A 25,934-nucleotide genomic window follows, 5' to 3' on the forward strand; every position below is an offset into this window, starting at 1 on the left:
CCGATGACCGGCCAGGTGACCCTCCCTCCGTCGGTCTCCGCCGCCCGCCGGGCCGAGCCGTACGTGCGGCTGCGCGACCTGGAGCGGGACCTCGCCGAGCGGGTCGACGGCGAGGTGCGGTTCGACCCGGGCACGCGCGGCGCGTACTCGACCGACGGATCGAACTACCGGCAGGTGCCGCTGGGCGTGGTGGTGCCGCGCACGGTCGACGCGGCGGTGGAGGCGATCGCCGTGTGCCGTGCGCACCGGGCGCCGATCACCTCCCGGGGCGGCGGGACCAGCCTCGCCGGGCAGACCTGCAACACCGCCGTCGTCATCGACTGGTCGAAGTACTGCCACCGCCTGGTGTCCGTGGACGCCGGGGCCGCGACCTGCGTCGTCGAGCCCGGCATCGTGCTCGACGTGCTCAACCGGAAGCTGGCCGGCACCGGGCTGATGTTCGGGCCGCGTCCGTCCACCCACGGCCAGTGCACGCTCGGCGGGATGATCGGCAACAACTCCTGCGGGTCCACCGCCCAGGCGTACGGCAAGACGGCGGAGAACGTCTCCCGGCTGGAGATCGTCACCTACGACGGGCTGCGCATGTGGGTGGGCTCCACCGACGAGCCGGAGTTCCGGCGGATCGTCGCCGCGGGCGGACGACGCGCGGAGATCTACCGGGAGCTGCGTTCGATCGTCGAGACGCACGCCGGCGAGATCCGCCGCCGGTTCCCCGACATCCCCCGCCGCGTGTCGGGCTACAACCTCGAACAGCTGCTGCCCGAGGGCGGCTTCAACCTGGCCAGGGCGCTGGTCGGCACCGAGGGCACACTGGTCACGGTGCTGCGGGCCGAGCTGTGCCTGGTGCCGGCGCCCAAGGCGGAGGCCCTGGTCCTGCTCGGCTACCACGACATCGTCGCGGCCGCCCGCGCGGTGCCGCACATCGCGGCGTACGGCCCGCTCCAGCTCGAGGGCGTCGACGACAGGCTCGTGGACTACGAGCGCCGCAAGCACATGCATCCCGACGCCCTCACCCGGCTGCCGGAGGGCGGCGGCTGGCTGATGGTCTCCTTCGGCGGCGACACCCGGGAGGAGGCCGACCGGCGGGCCCGCACCCTGGTCGAGGAGCTGCGCCGCACCGAGCACGCCCCGCACATCGACTTCACCGACGAGAAGCGGGTGGAAAAGGAGCTGTGGGAGGTCCGCGAGTCGGGGCTGGGCGCCACCGCCCGTGTCCCGGGCATGCGCGAGACCTGGGAGGGCTGGGAGGACTCCGCGGTCCCGCCCGACCGGCTCGCCGGCTACCTGAACGACCTGCGCGGGCTGTTCCGGGAGTTCGGCTACGGCGACGCCTCGTTGTACGGGCACTTCGGGCAGGGCTGCGTGCACACCCGCATCCCGTTCGATCTGGTCACCGCCGACGGCGTCGCGGCGTTCCGGGCCTTCCTCGACCGGGCCGCCGACCTGGTCGTCTCCTACGGCGGGTCACTGTCCGGGGAGCACGGCGACGGCCAGTCGCGCGGGCAGCTGCTGCCCAAGATGTTCGGCCCGGTGGTGATCAGGGCTTTCGAGCAGGTCAAGGCGGTGTTCGACCCCGGCGACCGGATGAACCCCGGCAAGATCGTGGCGCCGTACCGGCTGGACGAGAACCTGCGGCTCGGTCCGGGGTGGACGCCGGCCGACCCGGCCGGCCACTTCGGCTATCCCGACGACGAGGGCAGCTTCCAGCGGGCGGTCATGCGCTGCGTCGGCGTCGGCAAGTGCCGGCAGCACGGCGACGGCGTGATGTGCCCCTCCTATCGGGCCACCGGCGAGGAGGAGCACTCCACCCGCGGCCGGGCCCGGCTGCTGTTCGAGATGCTGAACGGCCACGCCGACTCGGCGGTCGGGGACGGCTGGCGCTCGGATGCGGTGCGCGACGCGCTCGACCTGTGCCTGGCCTGCAAGGGCTGCCGCCACGACTGCCCGATGGGGGTCGACATGGCGACCTACAAGGCCGAGTTCCTGGCCCACCACTACGCCGGCCGGTTGCGTCCGGCCGCCCACTACTCGATGGGCTGGCTGCCGCTGTGGGCGCGGCTGGCCGCGGCGGCCCCGGGTCTGGTCAACGCGCTCACCCACGCTCCGCTGCTGGGCCGGCTCGGCAAGCGGCTGGCCGGAGTCGAGCCGGCGCGGCCCCTGCCGCGCTTCGCCCGGGAGCGCCTGCGCGACTGGTACGGCAGGCGCGGACCGCGCGGCGACGGCGGACGGGGGCCGGTGGTGCTGTGGCCGGACACCTTCACCGACAACCTCACCCCGCACGTCGGGCAGGCCGCCGTCGAGGTGCTGGAGGAGGCCGGCTATCGGGTCGTGCTGCCGCCGCGCACGCTGTGCTGCGGGCTGACGTGGATCTCCACCGGGCAGCTCGACGTCGCCAAGCGGGTGCTGCGCCGTACGCTGCGGACCCTCGCGCCCGCGCTGCGCCGCGGGCTCCCCATCGTCGGCCTGGAGCCGAGCTGCACCGCGGTGTTCCGCGCCGACGCCGTCGACCTGTTCCCGCACGACAGGGACGTGACCCGGCTCGGCAGGCAGACCAGGACGCTCGCCGAGCTGCTCACGGGCACCGACGGGTGGCGCCCGCCGCGGATCGACCGGGCCGCGGTCGCCCAGCCGCACTGCCACCAGCACTCGGTGCTCGGCTACGACGCCGACCGTGAGCTGCTGGCGGCCGCCGGGGTCCGGCTCGACGCGGTCGGCGGCTGCTGCGGCCTGGCCGGGAACTTCGGGTTCGAGGCGGGCCACCTCGAGGTCTCGATGGCCTGCGCCGAGCAGGAGCTGCTGCCCGCGATCCGCTCCGCCGACCCCGCCACGCTGGTGCTGGCCGACGGGTTCAGCTGCCGCACCCAGATCGAGCACTCCCACTGCGGCCGCCGGGGCCTGCACCTCGCCGAGATCCTGGCCGCCACCCAGCGGGGCACCCCCTTCGGCGACCACCCCGAGCGCCTGATCGGCGGCTGACATCCGCACGGGGAGGACGGGAAAGGCGAGGTAATGATCCGGAACGGAGATCATCCGGATGGCCGCCGGCGCCCCGCCGAGGGGTAGGCACCTCTCACCGGTCATGTCGCGATAAGCCGGTGACTTCCTGCCCGCCGTGTGAACGGCACGAATCGAACAGCACGAACAGGAGCGTGACGAAAGTGATCCATCACGGTGCGCGGGTGCCGTACGGCACGGCGCCCGGCGTACGGCGGACCGCGTTCACCGCGCTCGCGATCGCCGGAGTCTTGGCGTTCCCACCGGGGGCCGCGCACGCGACGGCGCCGCGGACGGCCGCTCCGGCCGCATCGGCGGTCGGCCTCGGAGACGGAGACGGTGCGGCGGGCGGGAACGGCGGGGACGGCGTCGGCACGGGCAGCGGGAACGCCCACAACGCCAGCGCGGGCTCCCCCGTCCAGCAGGCCGTGTTCACCATCAACGGATACAACACCTTTCAGACCGCCAGCTGCGACCAGGACTTCCGCGTCTGCAACCATCACCAGACGGCCGCGGTCCGGCGCGGCGGGTGGTGAGAGGCGCGCCGGCCGATCACGCCCGGGGCAGCGGAAAAGCAGTGGTAATGATCTGGAGCGGAGATCATTCGGACCGGAGACGGCCGGCACGCAGGGGGTAGACACCCTCTCACCGGTCATGTCCCACAAATGGGGATGGGCTGGGCTCACCACACGACCTGGAAGATGGGGGCGCGAAGAGAAATGGTTCGTCACAGTGCGGGGACGCCGCTCGCCGGGGTACGTGCCGGTGCGCGACGGCTCACGCTCGCGACCGTCGCGATCGCGGCCGCGGGGGCCCTGGCCGCTCCGCAGGTCGCCGCGCACGCGGCGGTAGCGCGCCCCGCCGTTCCCGGCATCGCCCCGGCCGGTGCGGGAGGAGGAGGAAACGGGGGCGGCACGGGCACGGGCACCGGCAGCGCCGTCAACTCCAGCGGCGGAACCCCCATCCAGCAGGCGGCGATCACGGTGAACGGGCTCAGCACCTTTCAGGCGGCCGTCTGCAACCAGCGGATGCAGATGTGCAACATCAACCAGCAATTGTGGACCCAATGGTGACCAGGGAACGACCTCCGGCGGACCATACGGAAATGGGACGTCCATGACCCGCCCCTGATCGTCGGAGACGCACCTCGGAGAATGCCGCCGCGTACGCTGACCAAGGCGTCCGGTCGGCCGGGCGCCTGCCCGGACCCGTCCGACTCCCAGGGGCGAAAGCGAATGATTCGTCAGCGGTACGGCAAGGCATCCAGAACATCGCTCTCCGCGTGCCTCGCCGCCGGTGTGTCCATTTCGGCCGTACTCCTCCTCGGCGGCGCCGCCCCCGCCTCGGCCGGCCCGGACACCGAGCCCCATCCGGCCGGGAAGACGTCGAAGAACCTCAGATCCGACCGCGGCGGAAAAGGTGTCCGCGGCCCCTCCCCGAGCGCGGGACGCGACCAGCGCATTCGGCGGAACTCATCCAAGATCAAAACTCGGATGGCGAACATGCAGAACGCCCAGTGCCAGGGCGCGAAGGTCTGCAACGTGGTCCAGAGAATAGTTCTCGTCGTGCCCAAGAATTTCAAGAAGTTCAAAAAGAAGATCAGAAAAGCGATGCGGGGGAAATCGCGGAAAACGCCGATCATGAGTCTGCCGGAGATCCCGTCGCCGCCCGCCGTGCCCGTGCCTTCCGTGCCTCCGGTGCCCGCCCTGCCCCCGATCGAAATGCAGCCCGCCGAAACCCCGGCCGCCGGAACCGTGCCCGCCGAAGCCCCGGCCGCTGAAATCCCGGCCGCCGAGACCCGGCCGACCGCGGCGGCGGAGCGCGTCGGGACGGCGGAGCGGGTCGGGTCTCGGCCCGTACGGCGCCGGGCCGCCGACGCGTCCGCGCCCGCCGCGCCTCCGCTGCTGGGCGGGCTCGCCGGCACCGGGCTCGGCCTGGTCCGGACGCTGCTGTGACACGCGTGCCGAGCCGTACGAGCCCCCGGCCCCCGCGCGCGGCCCGCGCCGGAGGCCTGGTGTAGGCTCCGAGCCGCAAGCGACGGAAGCGGAGTGAAGTCCGGTGTGAATCCGGCGCGGTCCCGCCACTGTCACCGGGGGTGACCCTCGATCTCGGCCGCCGCCCTCATGGGCGAGGCCGGGAGAGCGCCCGACCGGGAGCCAGGATATTCCGGCCGTCGGACCTTCGACCGGGGGCGCGGACCCCAGGGAGGACACGCCATGGCCGGCTCCGGCCCGCGCGCACGCACCTCATCGCCGGCCTCGCGGCCCATCCTCTGACGTGCCACGACACAACGGCGGCGCGCTGCTCGTCGCCGGCACCACCTCCGACGCGGGCAAGAGCGTCCTCACGGCCGGGCTGTGCCGGTGGCTGGCCCGCCGCGGCGTGCGGGTCGCGCCGTTCAAGGCGCAGAACATGTCGCTGAACTCGATGGTCACCGCTGACGGCGGCGAGATCGGCCGCGCCCAGGCGATGCAGGCGGCCGCCGCACGGGTCGAGCCGGAGGCGGCGATGAACCCCGTGCTGCTCAAGCCGGGCGGGGAGCGGCACTCCCACGTCGTCGTGCTCGGCCGCCCGCACGCCGAGGTCGACGCGCTCTCCTATCGGGGGCACAAGCCCGCGCTGCTCGACGTCGCCGTGGCCGCGCTGACCGACCTGCGCCGCCGCTTCGACGTGGTGATCTGCGAGGGCGCGGGCAGCCCGGCCGAGGTGAACCTGCGCGACCGCGACATCGCGAACATGGGGCTGGCACGCGCCGCCGACCTGCCCGTCCTGGTCGTCGGGGACATCGACCGGGGCGGGGTGCTCGCGCACTTCGCGGGCACCCTGGCCGTCCTCGACCCGGCCGACCAGCGGCACATCGCGGGTTTCGTGGTCAACAAGTTCCGCGGCGACCCCGCGCTGCTGCGGCCGGGCCTGGACTGGCTGCGCGGGGCCACCGGGCGGGCCTGCCTCGGCGTGCTGCCCTGGCGAGCCGGACTCTGGCTCGACGTGGAGGACTCCCTCGACCTCGACAGCCGGCCCGGACTGCTCACCCCGCCCGTCGGGCGGGACATCCTGCGGGTCGCGCTCGTACGGCTCCCGCGGATGTCGAACGTCACCGACGCCGACGCGCTCGCCGCCGAACCCGGCGTGAGCGTGCGGCTGGTCACCACCCCCGCCGAGATGGCCGAGGCCGACCTCGTCATCGTGCCGGGCACCCGTTCGACGGTGTCGGATCTGGCCTGGCTGCGTGCGCGCGGCATCGACGCGGAGTTGCGGCGCCGGGCCGGGGACGGCCGGCCGGTGCTCGGCGTGTGCGGCGGGCTGCAGATGCTCGGCACCGAGATCGGCGACGACGACGGCGTGGAGAGCGGGACGGCCGCCGTCCCCGGTCTCGGACTGCTGCCGGTGCGCACCGTCTTCACCCGGTCGAAGGTGCTGGCGTCGGCGACCGGACGCTGGCGCGACCAGGAGGTGTCGGGCTACCAGATCCACCACGGCCGGATCTCCGTCGACGGCGGCGAGCCGTTCCTCGACGGCTGCCGCAGCGGTCAGGTGTGGGGGACGACCTGGCACGGGATCTTCGAGCGCGACGGATTCCGGCGGGCGTTCCTGGCCGAGGTGGCCCGGGCGGCCGGCCGCACCTGGCTGCCCGGCACCGAGTCGTTCGCCGAGCGCCGTGAGGCCCGCCTCGACGCGGTCGGCGACCTGGTCGAGGAGCACCTGGACACCGACGCGGTGTGGCGGCTGATCGAGCGCGGCGTGCCCGCCGGGCTGTCCACCGTCGCCCTGACCTCGCCCGACCACCAGATCTGATGGACCCGGTGATGAACGCTGCCACCACCCCCGCGACCGGGCACGACCTCGGACACGGTGACTACGATCTCCGGCACCACGGCGACGCCGAGGCCGTGCCGGGGATGCTCGACTTCGCGGTCAACGTACGCCTGACCGCGCCGCCCGAATGGCTGCGTGCCGTGCTCGTCGACGCGCTCGGCACGCTCGGCCGTTATCCGGACGCGGGCGCGGCGACCGCCGCCGCGGCCGCCAGGCACGGCAGGCCCGTCGACGAGGTGCTCCCGACGGCGGGTGCGGCCGAGGCGTTCGTACTGCTCGCGCGGGCGCTTCGGCCGCGCCGTGCCGTGTGCGTGCACCCGTCGTTCACCGAACCCGAGGCGGCGCTGCGCGCGGCCGGACACGCCGTCGAGCGCGTGGTGCTGCCCGAGCCGTACGGCCTGCGGCCCGAGCCGGCCTCCGCCGGTTCCATCCCGGCCGATCTGATCCCGGCCGACGCCGACCTCGTCGTGCTCGGCAACCCGACCAACCCGACGGGCGTGCTGCACGACCCCGCCGACCTGGTGCGGCTGGCCCGGCCGGGCCGGATCCTCGTCGTGGACGAGGCGTTCATCGACACCGTCCCTGGCGAGCGGGGCAGTCTCGCGGCCCGGCGGGACGTCCCCGGCCTCGTCGTGGTGCGCAGCCTGACCAAGACGTGGGGGCTGGCCGGGCTGCGGGTGGGCTACGTGCTGGCGGAACCGGCGATGGTCCGCACGCTGGCGCGGGCGCAGCCGCTGTGGTCGGTGTCCACACCGGCGCTGGCCGCGCTCGTGGCGTGCTGCTCGCCCGCCGCGCTGGCCGAGGCCGACCGGGCCGCGGCGCTGCTCGGTGAGCACCGTACCCGTCTGGTCGCCGGTCTCGCCGAGCTCGGGATCGAGGTCGCCGCGCCGTCGTCCGCCTCGTTCGTGCTCGTCCGCACGGCGGGCGGCCTCGATGTACGCGAACGGCTGCGCGCGGCCGGCATCGCGGTCCGCCGGGCCGACACGTTCCCCGGTCTCGGCCCCGACCACCTGCGCATCGCCGTACGGCCGCCCGCCCTGACCGACCGCCTGCTCACCGAGCTGGCATCGGTCATCGCCGGGGCCTCGGCCCCGGCTCTCCCGGACCGCGCCTGACGGTTCAGTCGAGGCCGACGTCGAACCGCACCTCGACGTCGTCGCTGAGCTTGAGCGCGCCGAAGAACGCGGAGTACGGCTTGATCCCCCAGCGGCTCTGGGTGACGGTCGCCGTGCCGCGCACCCGGTCCCCCTCGAACCGGCAGTCCAGTGTCACCGGCCGGGCCACGCCGACGATGGTGAGATCGCCGTGCACCCGGAACGACTCCGGTGTCCCCTCGACGCCGGTCGACCGGAAGGCGATCGTCGGGTGCTCCGCGGTGTGCAGGACCTTCTCCCGGATGTTCTTCTCGATCTCCCGGCGGTCGGAGTCGGTGAGCGGTTTCACGCCCCCGGTGCCCTCCCTGACCTCCAGCGAGCCGGCCTCGGCCTCGACGGTCAGGGAGGAGGCCGCCGGGTCGCCGGGGTCGACCACCGCCTCCCCGTGCCAGCGTGCGACCTCGATGACGAGATCGTGACCCGCCTTCGCGCCGAGTCCGGTCCGGCCGGTCCGCACGAGAAGCCGGCCGGACCGCGTCCCCAGCTGATGTGTTCCCGCAGCGACGTCCATATCCCCAGGCTAGGCCGTGTCCCCGGGACCGCGGCCGCCCCCGTCGCGCTGCCGTACCGGAGAGATCGCGGGTAGCAGGGTCGCCTCGAGGACGTCGGCGGCGCCCGCGGAGGTGAGCCGGCCGGCGTCGACCTCGAGCGCGGCGGCGTGCAGCATGCTGTAGACGGTGGTCGCGAGCCAGTGGGGCGGAAGATCGGCGCGGACCGTGCCGTCCCGGCGGCCGCGATCGAGGAGATCCTCCACCAGCAGGAGCGGCTGCTCGTGGTGTTCACGCAGGCGGTCGGGGCCGATGATCTGCACGGCCGCCGCGTGCAGCCGCCGGTGGCGGTCGAGCACCTGCCAGGCCGACCTGATCAGAGCGGCGAGCGCGTCGCGTGCCGGCAGGCCATCGGTGGGGACGGCCCCGAGCGTGGCCCGGGCGTCCTCGATCGCCCGGGCCATCACGGCGTCGAGGAGATCCTCCCGTGAGGGGAAGTGACCGTACAGCGTGACCCGTCCGACGCCGGCCGCCCGGGCGATGTCGGTCATGCTCACGCCCGGGTTCCGGCAGAACTCGGCCAGCGCCGCCGCGACGATGGCCTCGATGTTCCGCTCGGCGTCGGCCCGGCGTCTGCCGCCGTGTTTCCGATCAGTGGGCATGTCTGAAGCGTACGGCCCCGGCTTGGTGACGGGACGGCTCAGTGGGCGAAGATCGGGCCGGTGTGCGCGGGCGGCCTGCCCTTGGGCAGGGCCGGCGCCGCCGCCACCGCGACCACGATCGCCGTGACGGCCGAGACGAGATATCCCTGGGCGAAACCGCCGGAGGCGACCGCCGCGACCACGGCGATGCCGAGGCTCGCCCCGAGCTCGTGACCCATGTTGACCGTTCCCGAGACCACGCCCGCCTCCTCATCCGCGACGTGCGTCATCGCGGTGGTCGTCGCCGTGACGAAGGCCGCGCCGAGGCCGAGCGCGGCCAGCACGAATCCGGGCTCGACGTCGAGGAGGACCTCCGGTGCGGCCGGCAGCCGCGACAGCAGCCACATCCCGGCCGCCGTGATCAGGAAGGCGACGACCGCGACCGGCCTGGGACCCGTACGTGGGATGAGGTGCGCCGCCAGATGCGCCCCGGCCACCGTGGCCAGCGCCGCCGGGAGGAACGCCAGGCCCGTCTGAAGCGCGGACAGACCGGCGACGTACTGAAGATATTGCGAGGTGAGGAAGAACGCCGACAGCAGCAGCGCCGACGCGGCGAGCATGACCATGCCGCCCGACGCGATCGGACGCCTGGCGAACAGGCCGAGCCGCACCAGCGGGGCCGCGGCGCGCCGTTCGACGAGCACGAACACCCCGATCAGCGCCGCCCCGGCCGCCGGCGGCAGCAGCGCGGCCGGGCTCGGCCACCCCCCGTCGCCGGTCTTGAGGATGCCGTAGATGATCAGTGCGACGCCTGCGGTGATCGACAGCGCACCGGGCAGATCGAGCCCTCCGCGGCCGGGGGTGTCGGGCTTTCCTGCCGTCACCAGGCGGGGCATGGCGATCGCGACCAGGACACCGACCGGCACGTTGACGATGAACACCCACGCCCAGCCGGGGCCCGAGGTGAGCAGGCCGCCCAGCAGGACGCCCACGGCCGCTCCCCCGCCGCCGATCGCCGCCCAGACGCCCAGGGCGCGGTGCCGTTCCGGCCCGTGGAAGGTGGTGGTCACGATCGACAGGGCCGACGGGGACAGCAGCGCGGCGCCGACGCCCTGTACGGCTCGGGCCGCGATGAGCGCGGCTCCCGAACCGGTGAGGCCCCGGCCGATGAGCCCGGCGACGAGCGAAGCCAGCGTGAACAGGACGAGACCGGCGAGGAAGACCCGGCGGCGGCCGTGAATGTCGGCCAACCGTCCGCCCAGCAGCATCAGGCCGCCGAAGCACAGCGTGTACGCGGTGACGACCCAGGACGCGGCGGACAGGCCGAGTCCGAGATCCGCACGGATGTCGGGCAGCGCGACGTTCACCACCGTGACATCGAGGACGACCATGAACTGGGCCAGGCCGAGCACCGCGAGCGCCCACCACCGGTGCGGCGCGGGAACCGGGGTGGAACGAGCGGGCGGGGCGTGGCCGGGGGACGCATGGGTCATGGCAACCTTCACCTTCCGAAGTCGAACACTACTGTTCGAGTTGAAGGTAACATAACCCGAACACGAGCGTTCGGCTTAATTGGGCGGACGTTCGCGGACCAGGCCGTACGGCGTCGGCCCGACCGCGAGCCGGAGGGTTTGCCGAGGGTGGGTCCGGGTAGGGCGGCGGGCTGACCCGCCGTCGCGTCCGGAGGAGGGGACACCGATGCCCGATCGTTTCGACCCCGAAATGGAGCGACTCTGGGGGGAGTTCCACGGACTGGTGAACATGAGCTCGGAGGAGCTGCGTACCTGGCTGCTCACCCAGGCATCGGGCGAGGAGGGCTTCGGGGCCGGCCCGGACCTGAACCTCCCCGATCTGGGCCGGGGCGTGGTGCACATCCAGGGCAAGCGCAAGGTCGATCTCACCGATGCCGACGTCGAGGTGATGCGGCACGTGATCCGTCGCATCCGGGACCTGCTGGCCGAGCCCCGTCCGCTCGAGGACGCCGACTGGCGCCACGCGCTGATGACCGTGGGCCACGACCCGTTGCAGCCCACTCCCGGACAGGGCGAATCCCCCCGAGGATCATGACCCGCTGAGGAGACCCCTCACGGCCGGGGAGCCGCCGACCGACGGAGCTCGACGCAGCACTCGCCGGGACGGGGATCGAGCACGGCTTCGACGGCGGTGCAGCGCAGCCCGCCGAGATAGCCCTCAAGGAACGCGAGGTTCATGCCGCAGACCAGGTCGGGGGCCTTGGCGGCGAGAGGATGGAACGGGCAGTTGCGCATCCGCAGCCGGGTGGGGGTCTCCCGGACGGGCTCGAATCCATGCTCGTCGAGCATCCGCCGGCAGATCGTGAGCGCGCGTTCCGCGCCGAGCCGGCCGAGCCGGGTCCGTCCGCGCTCGGCCTCGCCCAGCTCCCGCCCGGTCTCCCCCGCCGTGCGGGTGGCCGCCTGCCCGGCGGTCTCGTCGTCGCGCTCGGTCAGCACCGCCCGCATGAGCATGTCGGCCAGCAGTTCGTGGCGGCGGTCGGGGATGCTCACCCGGATCTGCGTGTCGGTGGGTTCGTACGCCTTGGGCTGCCGTCCGACCTTCCGTACGCCGCCGGGAGCCGCGTAGCGGGCCCGCAGCAGGCCCGCGTCGACCAGCTTGTCGAGGTGGAAGGCGGCCAGCTTGCGGGAGATGCCGGCGCTGGCCGCCGCCTCGTCCCGGGTGACGGGACGGCGGGCGCGGCGGATGAAGGCGAACATCTGACGCCGGGTGCGCTCCCCCAGCACGCTGACCGACTCGATCGCCGCGTCGCCGGAGCGATCCGCCTCGGCCTGATCAATCACATCGGTCGGGTCAGTCGGGGTCGCGTCCGGCGGAGGCGTGCCCGGGGCGTCGGGCGGGGGCATGTCGGGCGGGGTCGGTTGGGCGGCCACGGTCCCACAGTAACGCCGACGAGCATGGGTCCGAGCCGAGCATCGGCCTTTTCATCAGGAGCGCTTGACCACCCGCCCCCAATAAGACCAATATTCGTTGGTGAAAAGGAGGTGGTCGACGTGAGCGGAACCACGCGACCGCAGGCCAAGCGGCCGGTCAGCGCCGCGCTCGCCGGGCCGTACGGACACCCGTTCCATCCCATGCTGGTCACGGTGCCGATCGGGGCATGGGTGGCGAGCCTCGTCTTCGACGTCGCCTCGCTGTTCGCGAGCGAGCCGGAGTTCCCGGCCCGGGCGGCGATGTGGCTGATCGGGCTCGGCGTGATCGGCGCGCTGGCGGCCGCCATGGTCGGGTTCCTCGACCTGCTCGCCATCCCGCCCGGCACCCGGGCCTTCCGCGTCGGTCTGACCCATATGGCGCTCAACCTGCTGGTGACCGCCGCCTACGCGGGCGGCTTCTGGTGGCGTCACGCCGGTCCCCCGCCGAGCGGCGGCGTCGAGCCGGGACAGCTCGCGCTCAACGCCGCCGGCCTGGCCGTGCTCGCCGTGTCCGGATATCTGGGCGGCATGCTCGCCTACCGCTACGGCGTGCGGGTCGCCGACGAGACGACCCAGGCCGAAGGCTTCGTCCCGGTGAACAAGACCGACGCCGACAGGGACGGCGCCGGCGCCCGCTGACCCGCATTCCCTCCCCCGTTTCCGTGGCCGCCATCCCGCGACGGCCGCTCCCAACCCCCGTCTGGAGAGACAATGGACATCGCCGCACTCGTCACCTGGCTCGTCACCGCCCTCGGCGGTTTCTACATGCTCGGCATCTGGATCTCACGGGGCGGCGCCCGGAGCGGCGCGAGCCGGCTGCCCGTCCCGGTCGTCCTCGGCCACTTCGCCCTCGCCGCCGTCGGGCTGATCGTGTGGATCGCCCACCTGATCATGGGCGGCACCGCGCTGGCGTGGGCCGCGTTCGTCCTGCTCGTGCCGGTCGCGCTGCTGGGGTTCACCATGTTCGCCCGCTGGATCTCCCAGCGCAGGGCGGGCCAGGCCGCCGCCGGGCGGCACACATCCGCCGAGCGGGGCTTCCCGGTGCCCGTCGTCGTGGCGCACGGCCTGTTCGCCGTCGCGACCGTGGTGCTCGTGCTGCTGTCCGCGCTGGATGCCGGCGGCGTGCTCTGAGGCGAGAATGGACCCATGGAGATCTGGATCAATCCGGCCTGTTCGAAGTGCCGGTCGGCGCTGTCCCTCCTGGACGACGAGGGCGCGAAATACACCATCCGGTACTACCTGGAGGAGCCGCCCACGGCCCGGGAGATCGGGGACGTGCTGGACCGGCTCAAGCTGGAGCCCTGGGACATCACCCGCCTCGGCGAACCGCCCGCCGTCGATCTCGGCATGGCCTCGTGGCCGCGTGGTCAGGCGGATCGCGCGCGGTGGATCGAGGCCCTGGCCGCACACCCCTCCCTGATCCAACGGCCGATCATCACGGCCGACGACGGGACGGCGGTGGTCGGCCGCTCTCCCGAGGCGGTGCGGTCCGTCCTGCCCTGAGTCGTGTTTCAGGGCGACGCGAGCAGCTCGGGCGTGATCTCGGCCGGGCAGGTGACCCCGGTCAGCGCCATCGCGATCTCCAGCTCGGCCAGCAGGCAGCGGATCACGTGCCGCACTCCGGCCTCTCCCGCCAGGCCGAGGCCATAGGCGTACGGACGGCCCAGCATGACGGCCTTCGCCCCGAGCGCCAGCGCCTTGAGCACGTCGGTGCCCGTACGGATGCCGCTGTCGAACAGCACGGTGATCCGGTCTCCCACGGCGGCGGCCACCCCGGGCAGCGCGTCCAGCGAACCGATCGCGCCGTCCACCTGCCTGCCGCCGTGGTTGGACACGACGACGCCGTCCATCCCCGCGTCGGCCGCCCGCCGCGCGTCGTCGGCGTGCTGGACGCCCTTGAGCACGATCGGCCCCGCCCAGTGCTCCCGCAGGAAGGCCAGGTCGTCCCAGGTGAGCGAGGGGTCGCCGAAGGTCGCGGCCCAGCGCATGACGGCCGCGTCCCGGTCGGCGTCCTCGATCGGGCCGCGGCTCCCGATCGCCCGCTGGAAGGCCGGATCGGTGAAGTAGTTCGCCACGCCGACGCCGCGCAGGAACGGCAGGTACGCCTGATCGAGGTCGCGGGGCCGCCAGCCGAGCGTGTGCGTGTCGAGGGTGACGACCAGCGTCGTGTAACCGGCGGCAACGGCACGCGCCAGGAAGCCGGCCACCACGTCGCGGTCGCTGGACCAGTAGAGCTGGAACCAGCGCAGGCCACCGGCGTTCGCCTCCGCCGCCTGCTCCATCGAGTGGGAGGCCGCCGTGCTCGCCACGAACGACACGCCGAGGTCGGCGGCGGCACGCGCCACGGCGAGATCCCCCTCGGGATGCATGATCGCCAGGACGCCGATCGGCGCGAGCAGCACCGGGACCGGCAGCGTCTGCCCGAGCAGCCGCACCGACAGGTCCCGTACGGCGACGTCGCGCAGCATGCGCGGGACGAGCCGCCTGCGCTCGAACGCCTCCCGGTTGGCGCGGGCCGTCGCCTCGGTGCCCGCCGCCCCGGCCACATAGCCGTACGCGGCCGGCGCCATCCGCTCGCCCGCGAGCCGCTCCAGCATCGTGAGGTCGGTGGGCAGCTCCGGCAGCACGTCGCCGAGCCCGTTCAGGTAGATCTCGTTCTGGAAGTCAGCCGGCGAACCCATGCGGGGGTTCATTCCCCGATCTCCACGTGATGCGACCTGTGGGCCCGCCGGTCTGACGGGCCCACCGCGTTCCCGGCCGCTCCGATGGCGGGCGGCCGGGACGGTCCTCTTCCGGCGAGGGTCCCCCGTCCCGCGTGGGTTCCCTGGAGCATCGGTCAGGTGTCGTCACCGCTGCTGCGGCGTCGGTCCCTCCACCCACGAAGATTCCTCGCAGGCTCGGAATTTCCGCGGAGTTCGAGGATGCGCCGGGAGGAAGCTCCGGTCCGCTGCGAAGCCCGCCGGCCGCGGGCTTCCCGTGCGGTCCTCGCTCCCGCCCGCTCCGCTCCCTGCCCCCGGATGGCGGCTACCTGACCGACTCTCCAGGCGTTGGCCACTTATCCGGCGTAGGTCTCGAACTCGGCGACCTTCGGCGTGCCGCTCGACCCGGTGATCCTGAAGGTGATCTTCTTCAGCGTGGTGGGGGCGAAGCCGATGGAGCCCGCCCCGCTGCCGGAGGTCAGGACGGCGCCGGTGTCGTGGTTGAGCACCTGCCAGGAGCGGATGGTGCCGGCGGAGCCCGCCGCCTCACGGATGATGATCCTGGACACCGTCTTGGCGGAGCCCCACTTGATCGAGATGTCACCGGTCGAGCCGTTCGGCGACCAGTAGGTGCTCATGTCGCCGTCCCGCACGTCGCCGTAGCTCGTTCCGGAGGCCTTGCTCGAGCCGTCGGAGCCGGCCCCGATGCTGAGGTTGGTCCCGCCGGGTGTCGGGTCGGTCGTCGGCGTGGGGGTCGGCGTGGGGGTCGGTGTGGGGGTGGGCGTCGGCTTGGGAGTGGGCGTCGGCGTCGGCGTCGGCGTCGGTGCCGGCGTCTGGGGCGTGCAGCTGCCGTTCGACACCCGCAGGCCCTTGTTGGCGCCCGCCGTCTGGCGGACGATGTCCGGCACGCAGGACGCCCCGTCCAGTCCGTAGGAGTACGGGACGCTGACCGTGGTGTTGGACCGGGGGTCGGGTCCCGCGGGGTGGTTCTTGCTGCCGGGGGCGGACCAGGTCACGTTGTCGAAGATGTTGCCGGCGACCTGCCAGTAGCCGGTCGCGTCGGTGTAGAAGGTGCCCAGGACGTCCTTGGAGTCCTTGAAGTAGTTGTTCTCCACCTTGGCCCGGGCCCCGGCCCGGGAGTTGATGCCGGACTTGTTGAGCTTCACGTAGGAGTTGTTGTAGATGTGCGCGATGCCGCCGCGCAGCAGGGGCGCACGGGAGTCGATGTTCTCGTACAGGTTGTGATGGAAGGTGACGAAGCCGTTCGAGAGGTCGCTCTCGCTGGACCCGATGAGCCCACCGCGGCCGGAGTTGCGCAGGATGCTGTACGACAGGGTCACGTACTGGGTGTTGTTCTTCATGTCGAAGAGGCCGTCGAACCCCTCCGACTCCCCGCCGGAGGCCTCCAGCGTGACGTGGTCGACCCAGACGTTGCGCACGTCCTTCTCCATGCCGATGGCGTCCCCGCCGTTGGACGTGGGCGACCCCGACTTCTTCACGTTCCGCACGGTCACGTTCTGGATGATGATGTTCCTGGACTCGCGGATGTGGATGCCCAGCTGGTCGAAGACGGCCCCGCCGCCGACCCCGATGATCGTGACGTTGCTGATCTGCTTGAGCTCGATCACGCCGTCGTTGGTGTTGCAGCTGTTGCCCGACACCTTGCTGGTGTTGCCGTGATTGATGGTGCCCTCGACCTCGATGATGATCGGGGTGCTGCTGCTGGCCCGGTTGCACAGGGCCGCGTGGATGGCGGTCCCCGTGGTGGCCCGCACCGTCTGCCCGCCCGCGCCGCCGGTGGTGCCGCCGTTGACGGACGCGTAGCCGGTGGCGCCGCCGGCGGCGGCCGAGGCCTGCGTCTGCGGTAAGGCCACACCGATCGTGGTCGCGAGGGCCGCGGCGGCCAGCGCCGCCGCGTTTCGCCGTACGGCTGCTCGGTTCATCTCTTCTCGCCTTTCCTCTTCACGGGCTGGGGGGTTCTCGGTCGCGAGGATGCGGAAGCGGCGGCGGACGTCGGGGCCTGCCCGTACTGAGCCTTGCTCGGATCGGATATGGCGCACGGATCCGCGCAGGGTGGTGCGGCGACCTGCGTACCGTCGAACTTCCTCTGAAAGCGCTTTCAGAGGCGAGTGAAGCACAGCACGGGGAGCATGTGAAGCGAAAACGGCCGATTTCGCGGCGGCGCCCGATCCCGACGCCGCGAACGGCCTGCGGGACCGAGCCGCGCCGACCGTCGTGGATCACGGATTCACGCAGGTCGACGCGGGTGGCGGGAGGAGTTGGGCGGCCCGTGCCCGGCCGGGCGGAGGCGAAGAAACTTTCATGCCGTCCGTCCGGCGGAGTCCTGCCGGACCCCGGCGTCGCCGGCCTTCACGCACGGTGAAGTCAGGGCGGGGCCGCCGATCGTCAGGTGACGTACTCGGTGGCGGCGTCGAGGAGCCATTCGGCCGTGTAGCCGGCGAAGGACGCGCGGCACAGCACCCAGAACTCGTCGGCTTCCCGGGCGACGAGCACGACCTGGGCCCGCGCCAGCAGCGTCTGCGCGCACCGGCCGGGGCCGAAGACCCGGGGATGCAGGTCGAGCGCGCAGCCGTGGGCCAGCAGGTCGCGCGACCGCGCTCCCGCGACCACCAGCGTCGTCCGCTGCGCCGAGACGTCCACCACGGAGACGTGATCGCCCGCCGTCCCGGCCGCCGTCTCCGCCAGCCGGTCCCGCAGCCCGGGGCCGCGGGCATCGCCCTCGTCCTCGCCCTCATCCGGGCCGACGACGAGCCACTCGTCGGGGCCGAGCCACAGCACGGTCAGGTCGCCGGATCGTACGGCTCCGCCCGGCTCGGCGGGCAGCGGGACGCCGAGCGCGCGGCCGATCCGCCCGGCCGCCCGGCCCTCGGGGTGCACCCGGACGTTGATCTGCGTCAGGAAGGGAAGCTCGGCCAGGCGCAGCCGCCCGCCCGCGCCCGCCGCCTCGAACCTGGCCGCGAACCCGGCCAGGGGACTCCGGCGCTCAGCCATCGCGGCGTGCTCCTTCCGGGTCGTACAGCACATGATGAGCGACCGTCACCGGGACCGTCTCCGCCCCCATCGCCGCGTGCAGCCGCGCGCCGATGCGCTCGCGTCCGCCGCTGATCAGAGCGAGCGCGAAGGTCCGCCCGAGGGCCGCGCTGCGATAGCTGGAGGTGACGTGGCCGAGCGGGCGCGTGCCGCCGGGCTCCACCAGGTGGACGCCCTCGGGCAGCAGCCGACCGGTGTCCTCCGGCAGCAGCCCGACGAGCTGCTTGCGGTCCGGCCGGGCGGTGTCGGCCCGGCCGAACGACCGCTTGCCGATGAAGTCGGGCTTCTTCTTCGACACCACCCAGGCCATGCCGAGGTCCTGCGGGGTGACGGTGCCGTCGGTGTCCTGCCCGATGATGGGATATCCCTTCTCCGCGCGCAGGACGTGCATGGTCTCGGTGCCGTACGGCGTGACGCCGGCGGCCTCCACCGCCTCCCACAGCGCGAGGCCGTACCATGACCGCACGTTGATCTCGTAGGCGAGCTCGCCGGAGAAGCTGATGCGGCACACCCGCGCCGGGATGCCGGCGACCTCCGCGTCCCGCCAGGTCATGAACGGGAAGCTCGGGTTGTCCACGGCGAGGCCCGGCGCGAGTCCGGCGAGGACCTCGCGCGAGCGCGGCCCGACGAGCGCCACCGTCGCCCACTGCTCGGTGACCGACGTGCAGTGCACCCGCAGCGAGGGCCACTCGGTCTGCAGCCACTCCTCCATCCAGTCGAGCACCGCCGCGGCGTTGCCGGTGGTCGTGGTGACGAGGAAGCGGTCGCCGGCCAGCCGGATGACGGTGCCGTCGTCGAAGACCATGCCGTCGGGGCGGCACATCACGCCGTACCTGATCGAGCCGACGGCGAGCGTGCTCATCATGTTCGTGTAGAGCCGGTCGAGGAACTCGGCGGCGTCCGGCCCGATCACGTCGATCTTGCCGAGCGTCGACGCATCCATCATCGCCACGTCCTCGCGGGCGGCGCGGCACTCGCGCAGCACCGCGGCCGCCATGTCCTCCCCCTCCCTGGGGTAGTACCACGGCCGCTTCCACTGCCCGACGTTCTCGAACAGCGCCCCGCTGTCCACGTGCCGGTCGTGCATGGCGGTGACGCGCACCGGGTCGTGCAGACTCCCCCGGTCGCGCCCGGCCAGGGCGGCGAAGGAGACCGGCGCGTACGGCGCGCGGAAGGTCGTCACGCCGAGGTCGGCGACGTCGACGCCCAGGGCGTGCGCCGTGATCGCGCTGGTCAGCAGCCCGGAGGTGCGGCCCTGGTCGTGGGCGGTCCCGGCCGTGGTGTACCGCTTGACGTGCTCGACCGAGCGCAGGCCCGCCCCGGTGGCACGCAGCACGTCGGCGACGGTCACGTCCCGCTGCAGGTCGACGAAGTGCTCGCGGTGGTCGGCGCCGTCGGCGGGCGGCACGAGCCACAGGTGCCGCGCGGGCGCCGCCTCGGGCTCGTGCTCGACCGCCGGCGGCGGAGCCGGGTCCGGTACGGCGAAGCCCGCGGCGGCGAGCGCCCGCCGACCGGCCTCCGCGCCGTCGCGCAGGCAGCCGGACAGGGTCGGCACGCCACGGGCGGACCCGGCCGCCTCCACCGCCTGGCGGATCTCGCCCGGCACGAACGCGCCGATCTCCTCATCGAATCGCAGCGCCCCGCCGGCCTGGCTGAACAGGTGGACGACCGGCGTCCAGCCACCGGAGACGAGCAGCAGGTCGGCGGGCACCTCGCGGGCCTGCCCACCGGCCTCGGATGCGATCGAGACGGCGGCGACCTCGCCGTCTCCCACCGCTGCCCGCACCACATGCCCGGTGCGCACCTCGATGCCGCGCTCGGCGCACCGGCGCGCCCACTCCTCGCCCGGCGCCCGCCGTACGTCCACGATCGCGGCGATCTCGATCCCGGCGCCGGCCAGGTCGAGCGCGGCGGGATAGGCGCTGTCGTTGGTGGTGAAGACGACCGCGCGCCGCCCGGGCCGCACGCCGTACTGATTCACGTAGGCGCGGGCGGCCCCGGCGAGCATGACGCCGGGCAGGTCGTTGCCGGCGAAGGCGGGGAAGCGCTCGTGGGCCCCGGTCGCCAGCACCACCCGCCGGGCCCGGATCCGCCAGATCCGTTCGCGTGCCATCGTGGCGGGCGCGGCCGCACCCAGATGGTTCGTCCGCCGCTCGACCGCGACGACGTAGTTGTCGTCGTAGTGGCCGAAGACGGTCGTACGGCACAGCACCCGCACGTCGTCGAAGCCGCCCAGCTCGGCGGCGCGCTCGGCGGCCCAGCGGCGGCCGGGCAGGCCGTCGACGGTCTCGGCGGTGCCGAGGAGGCTCCCGCCGGGCTCGGGCCGCTCGTCCGCGAGGATCACCCTGGCCCCGCCGCGCGCGGCCTCGGCGGCCGCCATCAGACCGGCCGGTCCCGCGCCGACCACGAGCACGTCGCAGTGGGCGTGCACGCTGTCGTAGCGCGCCGGGTCCGGCCGGTCGGCGAGCCGTCCCTTTCCGGGCAGGCCGGTGGCGACCAGGCCGTCGTAGAGCTCGACGGTCGTGGCGGGCAGCATCGGCTCGGGGAACGGCCTCTCGACCTGGACGAGCGCGTTGGGCTCCTCGACGCCGGCCGAGAAGATCCCCCTGGGCCGGCCGAGCTTCACGCTGGTGGCCACCCGCCGGACGCCGGACGCCAGCAGCGCGGCCGCGAGCGTGTCGCCGCTGCGGCCCTCGTAGTCGCGGCCGTCGAAGCGGAACCGCAGCACCTCGCCCGGCCGATCGGCCTGAACCGGCCGTTCCGTCGCCGTCATGCGATCACCGGCCGGGGCTCGCCGATCCGGTAGACGGCGTGGATCTCGTTGGTCGCGGTGTCCCGTACGACGTTGAACCAGCGGCGGCAGCCCGCCGAGTGGCTCCACCGTTCGGCGAAGGGCCCCTTGGGGTTGTCCCGGAAGAACAGGTAGCGCGCCCACTCCTCGTCGGAGAGAGCGGCGGGGTCGTCCGGATAGGCCACGTGCGCCTGACCGCCGTAGTGGAACTCGATCTCGTCACGCGGCCCACACCAGGGGCAGGGGATCAGCAGCATTCGGAGGGGCTCCTCAGTGCACGGCAAGCGGAATCAGTGGGCGACGGCGGCGGCGCCGTGCTCGTCGACGAGCGCCCCGGTGGTGAATCGGTCGAGGGAGAAGGGGGCGCTCAGCGGATGCGGCTCGCCGTGCGCGATCGTGTGGGCGTAGCACCAGCCGACCCCGGGGGTGGCCTTGAACCCGCCGGTGCCCCAGCCGCAGTTGACGTACAGGCCGTCGACTCCGGTGAGCCCGACGATCGGCGATGCGTCTGGGGTGACGTCGACCACGCCGCCCCACGTCCGCAGCACGTGGGCGCGCGCGAAGATCGGGAACAGCTCCAGCGCGGCCGACATCTGCCGCTCGATGACGTGGAACGCCCCGCGCTGGCGGTAGGAGTTGGGCGCGTCGATGCCCGCCCCCATGACCAGCTCCCCCTTGTGGGCCTGGCTGACGTAGACGTGCACCGCGTTGGACATGACCACGGTCGGGTGCACCGGCTCCAGCAGCTCCGACACCAGCGCCTGCAGCGGATGGCTCTGCAGCGGCAGCGCCACCCCGGCCATCGCGGCGACCACCGACGAGTGCCCGGCCGCGCACAGCGCGACCCGGCCCGCCGCGATCGGCCCCCGGGTGGTCCGCACCCCGGTCACCCGGCCGTCGCGCACGTCCAGCCCGGTGACCTCGCAGTTCTCGATCAGGTCCACGCCGTACGCCGCGGCGGCGCGGGCGAACCCCCACGCCACGTAGTCGTGCTTGGCGATGCCGGCGCGCGGCTGGTACGTCGCGCCGAGCACGGGATAGCGCACGTCCGGGGAGACGTCGACGATCGGGCAGACCTCCTTGACCTGCTCCGGTCCGAGCCACTCGGCGTCGACCCCGTTGAGCCGGTTGGCGTGCACGCGGCGGACTCCGTCGCGCACGTCCTGGAGGCTGTGGGCGAGGTTGAGCACGCCGCGCTGGCTGAACAGCAGCGGGTAGCCGAGATCGTCCTCGAGCCCCTCCCAGAGCTTGAGCGCGTGTTCGTAGATGCCCGCGCTCTCGTCCCACAGGTAGTTGGACCGGATGATCGTCGTGTTGCGCGCCATGTTGCCGCCGGCGAGCCAGCCGCGCTCCAGCACCGCGACGTTCGTGATGCCATGATTTTTCGCCAGATAGTAGGCGGTCGCGAGGCCGTGGCCGCCGCCGCCGACGATCACCACGTCGTACGAGCGCTTCGGCTCGGCGGCGGCCCACAGCCGGTCCGGGTGGTCCGGCGAACTCTCTGTCATCGGGTCAGTTCCGGGTAGAGGGGATGCTTGGCCGCGAGGGCCCCGACCCGCTCGCGCAGCGCGGCCAGGTCGGCGCCGGGCTTGAGCACCTGCGCGATCACGTCGGAGACCTCCTCGAACTCGGAGCGGGCGAACCCGCGGGTGGCCAGGGCCGGCGTGCCGATCCGCAGGCCGGAGGTGACCATCGGCGGCCGGGGGTCGAACGGCACGGCGTTGCGGTTGACCGTGATGCCCGCCTCGTGCAGCCGGTCCTCGGCCTGCCTGCCGTCCAGCTCGGACTCGCGCAGGTCGACCAGCACGAGGTGGACGTCGGTGCCGCCGGTGAGGACGCGTACGCCCGCCCCGGCGACGTCGGCGGCGAGCAGCCGGTCGGCGAGGATCCGCGCTCCCTCGAGCGTGCGCCGCTGGCGGTCGCGGAACCACTCGCCCGCCGCGACCTTGAAGGAGACGGCCTTGGCGGCGATCACGTGTTCGAGCGGGCCGCCCTGCTGTCCGGGGAACACCGCGGAGTTGATCTTCTTGGCCAGCTCCTCGGTCGACAGGATCACCCCGCCGCGCGGCCCGCCGAGCGTCTTGTGGGTGGTCGTGGTCACCACGTGGGCGTGCGGCACGGGCGAGGGGTGCAGCCCGGCGGCGACCAGACCGGCGAAGTGCGCCATGTCGACCATGAGGTAGGCGCCGACCTCGTCGGCGATCCGCCGGAAGGCCGCGAAGTCGAGGTGGCGGGGGTAGGCCGACCACCCCGCGATGATCAGCTTGGGCCGGTGCTCGCGGGCCAGCCGTTCCACCTCGTCCATGTCGACGAGGTTGTCCTCGCGCCGGACGTGGTAGGCGACCACGTTGTAGAGCCTGCCGGAGAAGTTGATCCGCATGCCGTGGGTGAGGTGGCCGCCGTGCGCCAGGTCGAGCCCGAGGATCGTGTCGCCCGGCTCCAGCAGCGCGGCCATCGTCGCGGCGTTGGCCTGCGCGCCCGAGTGGGGCTGCACGTTGGCGGCCTGCGCGCCGAACAGCTCCTTGACCCGGTCGATGGCGAGCGCCTCGACCACGTCGACGTGCTCGCAGCCGCCGTAGTAGCGCCTGCCCGGGTAGCCCTCCGCGTACTTGTTGGTGAGCACCGAGCCCTGCGCCGTCATCACCGAGACGGGGGCGAAGTTCTCCGACGCGATCATCTCCAGCGTGGTCCGCTGGCGGCGCAGCTCGTCGCCGATCGCGGCGGCGATCTCGGGGTCGACCTCGGCGAGCGGTGTGTCGATCATCGGTTCTGTCACCGGTTTCCAGCCTTTCTACGCGTGGTGCGCACGGAGCGCCTCGGGTGCGGAGCCCTGGGAGCCCCGCATGCGCGGCGGCCCTCGCACTCGAAGATCCTCATGCGCGAAGACGCCGCATCGCGGGATCGTACAGAGGCTCCTCGGCCACGATGGCGGCCACCCTCCGGTCGAAGTAGCCGATGTCGAGCGCCCGGCCCGGGGTGGCCAGCTCGGCGGGCAGCCAGGCGTAGGCGATGCCCTTGCCGATCGTGTAGCCGAACCCGGCGCTGGTGACGTACCCGACGCAGGTCGCGCCGTCGTACACCGGCTCCCGGCCCATCACGACATCGGCCGGGTCGTCGATGGTCAGGCAGGTGAGCCTGCGGCGGATCGACGCGGCCCGCTCCGCCAGCGCGGCGCGGCCGATGAAGTCGCCCTTGTCCATCTTGACGGCGAAGCCGAGCCCGGCCTCGTACGGATCGTGCTCGAAGGTCATGTCGGTGCCGAAGGAGCGGTAGCCCTTCTCCAGCCGCAGGCTGGTGAACGCCCCCCGGCCGCCCGCGATGATCCCGTACTCCCGGCCGGCCGCCCAGAGCGTGTCCCACAGCCTGGCCCCCATGTCCGCCGTGGTGTAGAGCTCCCAGCCGAGCTCGCCGATGTACGACAGCCGCAGCGCGGTGACCGGGACCGCCCCGATGTGGGCGCGCTTGGCGCGGAAGTAGCGGAAGCCCTCGTTGGAGAAGTCCGCGTCGGCGAGCGGCTGGACGAGGTCGCGGGCGAGCGGTCCCCACACCCCGACGCAGCAGGTGCCGGCCGTGACGTCGCGGATCACGACCGTGTCGTCCGCGTGCCGGTGCAGCCAGTCGAGGTCGAGGTTGCCGTTGGCGCCGACCTGGAACAGGTCGCGGCCGAGCCTGGCCACGGTGATGTCGCTGCGGATGCCGCCGTCGACGTCGAGCAGCAGGCAGTACGTCACAGAGCCGACCGACTTGTCCACGTCGCCGGTGGTCAGGCGCTGGAGGAAGGCCACCGCGCCGGGGCCGGAGACCTCGATCCGCTTCAGCGCGGTCATGTCGTAGAGGGCCACGGACTCGCGGGAGGCCAGGGCCTCCGCGCCGACGATCGGCGACCAGTAGCGGGCCGCCCAGTCGTTCGGCACCGGGATGTCCCGCCCGTCCAGCAGGCGGGCGTTGGCGCCGTACCACTGCGGGCGCTCCCAGCCGGACGCCTCGAGGAAGAAGGCGTCCAGCTCCCGCTGGCGCGAGTGGAACGGGCTCAGGCGCAGCGGCCGGGGCTCCTCCATCGGCTGGAGCGGGTGGAGGATGTCGTAGACCTCGACGTAGTTCTGGCAGTCGCGGGCCAGCACGTAGTCGGGCGCGAGCTGGTGGGGCTCGAAGCGGCTCAGGTCGCACTCGTGCAGGTCGAAGGACGAGCAGTGGCCGTCGACCAGCCACTCGGCCATCGCCCGGCCGACGCCCGCCGAGTGGGTGACCCACACCGCCTCGGCGACCCAGAAGCCCTTGACGTCCGGGGCCTCCCCCATCAGCGGCATCTGGTCGGTGGTGAACGAGAACAGCCCGTTGATGCCCTCGGTGATCTCGGCGGCCGCGGTGGCGGGCAGCAGCCGGTGCGTCTCGGCCCAGGCGGGGGCGAAGTCGCCGGGGGTGAAGGTGAGCACCGACGGCATGACCTCGGCCTTGTCCACGGAGACGATGTCGTCGGGGTCGACCGGCATGGGCCGGTGCCCGTAGTAGCCGATGCCGAGGCCGTCGAAGCGCTGCCGGTAGTAGAGGTCGGCGTCCTGGTGCCGCAGGATCGGCAGCGTCGCCTCGTCCGTACGTCCGGCCAGGGCCGGCACGGGGCCGGTCCAGGCGAGCTGGTGGGCGAGCGGGGTGAGCGGCAGGGGCAGCCCGACCATGCGGGCGATCCGCGGCCCCCAGATGCCGGCGCAGCACACCACGATGTCGGCGGCGAGCTCGCCGTGGTCGGTCACCACCCCGGTCACGCGGCCGTCCTCGGTCCGCACGTCCAGCACCTCGTGCCGTTCCAGGACCCGCACGCCGCGGGAGCGGGCCGCCCGGAGCTGGGCCTCGACCGCGTGTACGGCCCTGGCCAGGCCGTCGGTGGGGATGAGCAGGCCGCCGAGCACCACGTCGGGGTCGACGAGGGGATGGCGCTCGGCGCACTCCTCCGGGGTCAGCAGCCGGGACTCGATCCCCCAGGCCGTGGCCCAGCCGTGGCGGCGGTGCAGCTCGGCGAGCCGCTCGGGGGTGGTCGCCACCTCCAGTCCGCCGACCTGGCGGAAGCAGGGCTCGCCGTCCAGGTCGAGCGCGCCGAGCTTCTCGACGGTGTAGCGGGCGAACTCGGCCATGGTCTTCGACGCGTTGATCTGGAAGACCAGCCCGGGGGCGTGGGACGAGGATCCCCCGGTCGCGGGCACGGGGCCCTGGTCGACGACGGTGATGTCCGACCAGCCACGGGCGGACAGCTCGTCGGCGAGCGCTGCCCCGACGACACCGGCTCCGATGATGACGACGCGGGGGCCCGTCATTCCCACCTCCAGGCGAGAGGTTGCGCATAATGCAACATCATGCGCCCAACGC

General features: G+C 73.0%; 23 protein-coding genes and 1 riboswitch. Of the genes, 10 read left to right on the top strand and 13 right to left on the bottom strand.

Going from position 1 to position 25,934, the window contains the following annotated elements; all coding sequences use genetic code 11:
* Positions 1-3 precede the first annotated feature (3 nt).
* The 3 genes from AP234_RS07285 (at position 4) to AP234_RS07295 (ending at position 4,067) form a co-directional block, all read left to right on the top strand.
* Complete coding sequence (locus AP234_RS07285) at positions 4-2,976, top strand: FAD-binding and (Fe-S)-binding domain-containing protein (protein ID WP_055478731.1); 2,973 nt, start codon at positions 4-6, stop codon at positions 2,974-2,976.
* Between the two features lie 173 nt (positions 2,977-3,149).
* On the top strand, positions 3,150-3,530 hold the full coding sequence (locus AP234_RS07290) for a hypothetical protein (protein WP_152990276.1): 381 nt from the start codon (positions 3,150-3,152) through the stop codon (positions 3,528-3,530).
* 183 nt (positions 3,531-3,713) lie between these two features.
* Complete coding sequence (locus tag AP234_RS07295; RefSeq protein WP_055478733.1) at positions 3,714-4,067, top strand: hypothetical protein; 354 nt, start codon at positions 3,714-3,716, stop codon at positions 4,065-4,067.
* Between the two features lie 170 nt (positions 4,068-4,237).
* Here AP234_RS07295 and AP234_RS07300 read toward each other — a convergent pair whose 3' ends face one another.
* Positions 4,238-4,636 (bottom strand): hypothetical protein, encoded by a 399-nt coding sequence (locus AP234_RS07300; protein ID WP_055478734.1) that lies wholly within the window; start codon positions 4,634-4,636, stop codon positions 4,238-4,240.
* Here AP234_RS07300 and AP234_RS07305 point away from each other — a divergent pair.
* The 3 genes from AP234_RS07305 (at position 4,635) to cobC (ending at position 7,925) form a co-directional block, all read left to right on the top strand.
* Positions 4,635-4,949, top strand: a complete 315-nt coding sequence (locus AP234_RS07305) for a hypothetical protein (protein WP_055478735.1) — start codon at positions 4,635-4,637, stop codon at positions 4,947-4,949. The two genes, AP234_RS07300 and AP234_RS07305, sit on opposite strands and share 2 nt — an antisense overlap.
* 95 nt (positions 4,950-5,044) lie before the next feature.
* Positions 5,045-5,158: riboswitch (cobalamin riboswitch) on the top strand.
* 113 nt (positions 5,159-5,271) lie between these two features.
* A complete protein-coding gene (locus AP234_RS07310) occupies positions 5,272-6,789 on the top strand; it encodes a cobyric acid synthase (RefSeq protein WP_055478736.1) in 1,518 nt (505 codons plus the stop codon).
* An 11-nt stretch (positions 6,790-6,800) separates the two neighbouring features.
* Positions 6,801-7,925: an Rv2231c family pyridoxal phosphate-dependent protein CobC gene (gene cobC / locus AP234_RS07315; RefSeq protein WP_055478885.1), complete on the top strand. Its 1,125-nt coding sequence runs from the start codon at positions 6,801-6,803 to the stop codon at positions 7,923-7,925.
* A 4-nt stretch (positions 7,926-7,929) separates the two neighbouring features.
* Here cobC and AP234_RS07320 read toward each other — a convergent pair whose 3' ends face one another.
* The 3 genes from AP234_RS07320 to AP234_RS07330 are packed head-to-tail and all read right to left on the bottom strand — an operon-like array spanning position 7,930 to position 10,586.
* Positions 7,930-8,475 carry a YceI family protein gene (locus tag AP234_RS07320; RefSeq protein ID WP_055478737.1) on the bottom strand — a complete coding sequence of 182 codons (546 nt, stop codon included), beginning with the start codon at positions 8,473-8,475 and terminating at the stop codon, positions 7,930-7,932.
* A 9-nt stretch (positions 8,476-8,484) separates the two neighbouring features.
* Entirely contained in the window at positions 8,485-9,114 is a 630-nt protein-coding gene (locus AP234_RS07325) for a TetR/AcrR family transcriptional regulator (protein WP_055478738.1), read from the bottom strand.
* A 38-nt stretch (positions 9,115-9,152) separates the two neighbouring features.
* Positions 9,153-10,586: an MFS transporter gene (locus AP234_RS07330; RefSeq protein ID WP_055478739.1), complete on the bottom strand. Its 1,434-nt coding sequence runs from the start codon at positions 10,584-10,586 to the stop codon at positions 9,153-9,155.
* Positions 10,587-10,791: 205 nt separating this feature from the next.
* On the opposite strand from AP234_RS07330, the gene AP234_RS07335 reads away from it, so the two are divergent.
* The gene (locus AP234_RS07335; RefSeq protein ID WP_055478740.1) at positions 10,792-11,160 is read left to right on the top strand and encodes a DUF3140 domain-containing protein; all 369 of its coding nucleotides are present in this window, start codon (positions 10,792-10,794) and stop codon (positions 11,158-11,160) included.
* Between the two features lie 17 nt (positions 11,161-11,177).
* Here AP234_RS07335 and AP234_RS07340 read toward each other — a convergent pair whose 3' ends face one another.
* A complete protein-coding gene (locus tag AP234_RS07340) occupies positions 11,178-11,996 on the bottom strand; it encodes a helix-turn-helix transcriptional regulator (protein WP_200926258.1) in 819 nt (272 codons plus the stop codon).
* Between the two features lie 120 nt (positions 11,997-12,116).
* On the opposite strand from AP234_RS07340, the gene AP234_RS07345 reads away from it, so the two are divergent.
* The 3 genes from AP234_RS07345 (at position 12,117) to AP234_RS07355 (ending at position 13,538) form a co-directional block, all read left to right on the top strand.
* Positions 12,117-12,674: a DUF2231 domain-containing protein gene (locus tag AP234_RS07345; RefSeq protein WP_055478887.1), complete on the top strand. Its 558-nt coding sequence runs from the start codon at positions 12,117-12,119 to the stop codon at positions 12,672-12,674.
* 72 nt (positions 12,675-12,746) lie between these two features.
* Positions 12,747-13,166 (top strand): hypothetical protein, encoded by a 420-nt coding sequence (locus tag AP234_RS07350; RefSeq protein WP_055478741.1) that lies wholly within the window; start codon positions 12,747-12,749, stop codon positions 13,164-13,166.
* Between the two features lie 15 nt (positions 13,167-13,181).
* Complete coding sequence (locus tag AP234_RS07355; protein WP_055478742.1) at positions 13,182-13,538, top strand: arsenate reductase family protein; 357 nt, start codon at positions 13,182-13,184, stop codon at positions 13,536-13,538.
* An 8-nt stretch (positions 13,539-13,546) separates the two neighbouring features.
* Here the strand turns inward: AP234_RS07355 and AP234_RS07360 are convergent, their stop codons facing one another.
* The 8 genes from AP234_RS07360 to AP234_RS07395 form a co-directional block, all read right to left on the bottom strand.
* Entirely contained in the window at positions 13,547-14,716 is a 1,170-nt protein-coding gene (locus tag AP234_RS07360) for an alpha-hydroxy-acid oxidizing protein (RefSeq protein WP_055478888.1), read from the bottom strand.
* A gap of 374 nt (positions 14,717-15,090) precedes the next feature.
* Complete coding sequence (locus tag AP234_RS07365; RefSeq protein ID WP_055478743.1) at positions 15,091-16,677, bottom strand: pectate lyase family protein; 1,587 nt, start codon at positions 16,675-16,677, stop codon at positions 15,091-15,093.
* 463 nt (positions 16,678-17,140) lie between these two features.
* The gene (locus tag AP234_RS07370) at positions 17,141-17,746 is read right to left on the bottom strand and encodes a sarcosine oxidase subunit gamma family protein (protein ID WP_055478744.1); all 606 of its coding nucleotides are present in this window, start codon (positions 17,744-17,746) and stop codon (positions 17,141-17,143) included.
* Positions 17,739-20,558, bottom strand: a complete 2,820-nt coding sequence (locus tag AP234_RS07375; RefSeq protein WP_055478745.1) for a 2Fe-2S iron-sulfur cluster-binding protein — start codon at positions 20,556-20,558, stop codon at positions 17,739-17,741. Before AP234_RS07375 ends, AP234_RS07370 begins: the two co-directional genes overlap by 8 nt.
* The gene (locus AP234_RS07380; RefSeq protein ID WP_055478746.1) at positions 20,555-20,833 is read right to left on the bottom strand and encodes a sarcosine oxidase subunit delta; all 279 of its coding nucleotides are present in this window, start codon (positions 20,831-20,833) and stop codon (positions 20,555-20,557) included. The genes AP234_RS07375 and AP234_RS07380 overlap by 4 nt, the downstream gene beginning before the upstream one ends.
* 33 nt (positions 20,834-20,866) lie before the next feature.
* Positions 20,867-22,084 (bottom strand): sarcosine oxidase subunit beta family protein, encoded by a 1,218-nt coding sequence (locus tag AP234_RS07385; RefSeq protein ID WP_055478747.1) that lies wholly within the window; start codon positions 22,082-22,084, stop codon positions 20,867-20,869.
* Entirely contained in the window at positions 22,081-23,340 is a 1,260-nt protein-coding gene (gene glyA / locus AP234_RS07390; RefSeq protein ID WP_055478748.1) for a serine hydroxymethyltransferase, read from the bottom strand. Before glyA ends, AP234_RS07385 begins: the two co-directional genes overlap by 4 nt.
* 109 nt (positions 23,341-23,449) lie before the next feature.
* Positions 23,450-25,882, bottom strand: coding sequence for a GcvT family protein (locus AP234_RS07395; protein WP_055478749.1), 2,433 nt, complete (start codon positions 25,880-25,882; stop codon positions 23,450-23,452).
* Between the last annotated feature and the right edge of the window lie 52 nt (positions 25,883-25,934).

Origin of the sequence: Sphaerimonospora mesophila, from assembly GCF_001417795.1 — a bacterium.
Classification (GTDB): Bacteria; Actinomycetota; Actinomycetes; order Streptosporangiales; family Streptosporangiaceae; genus Sphaerimonospora; species Sphaerimonospora mesophila.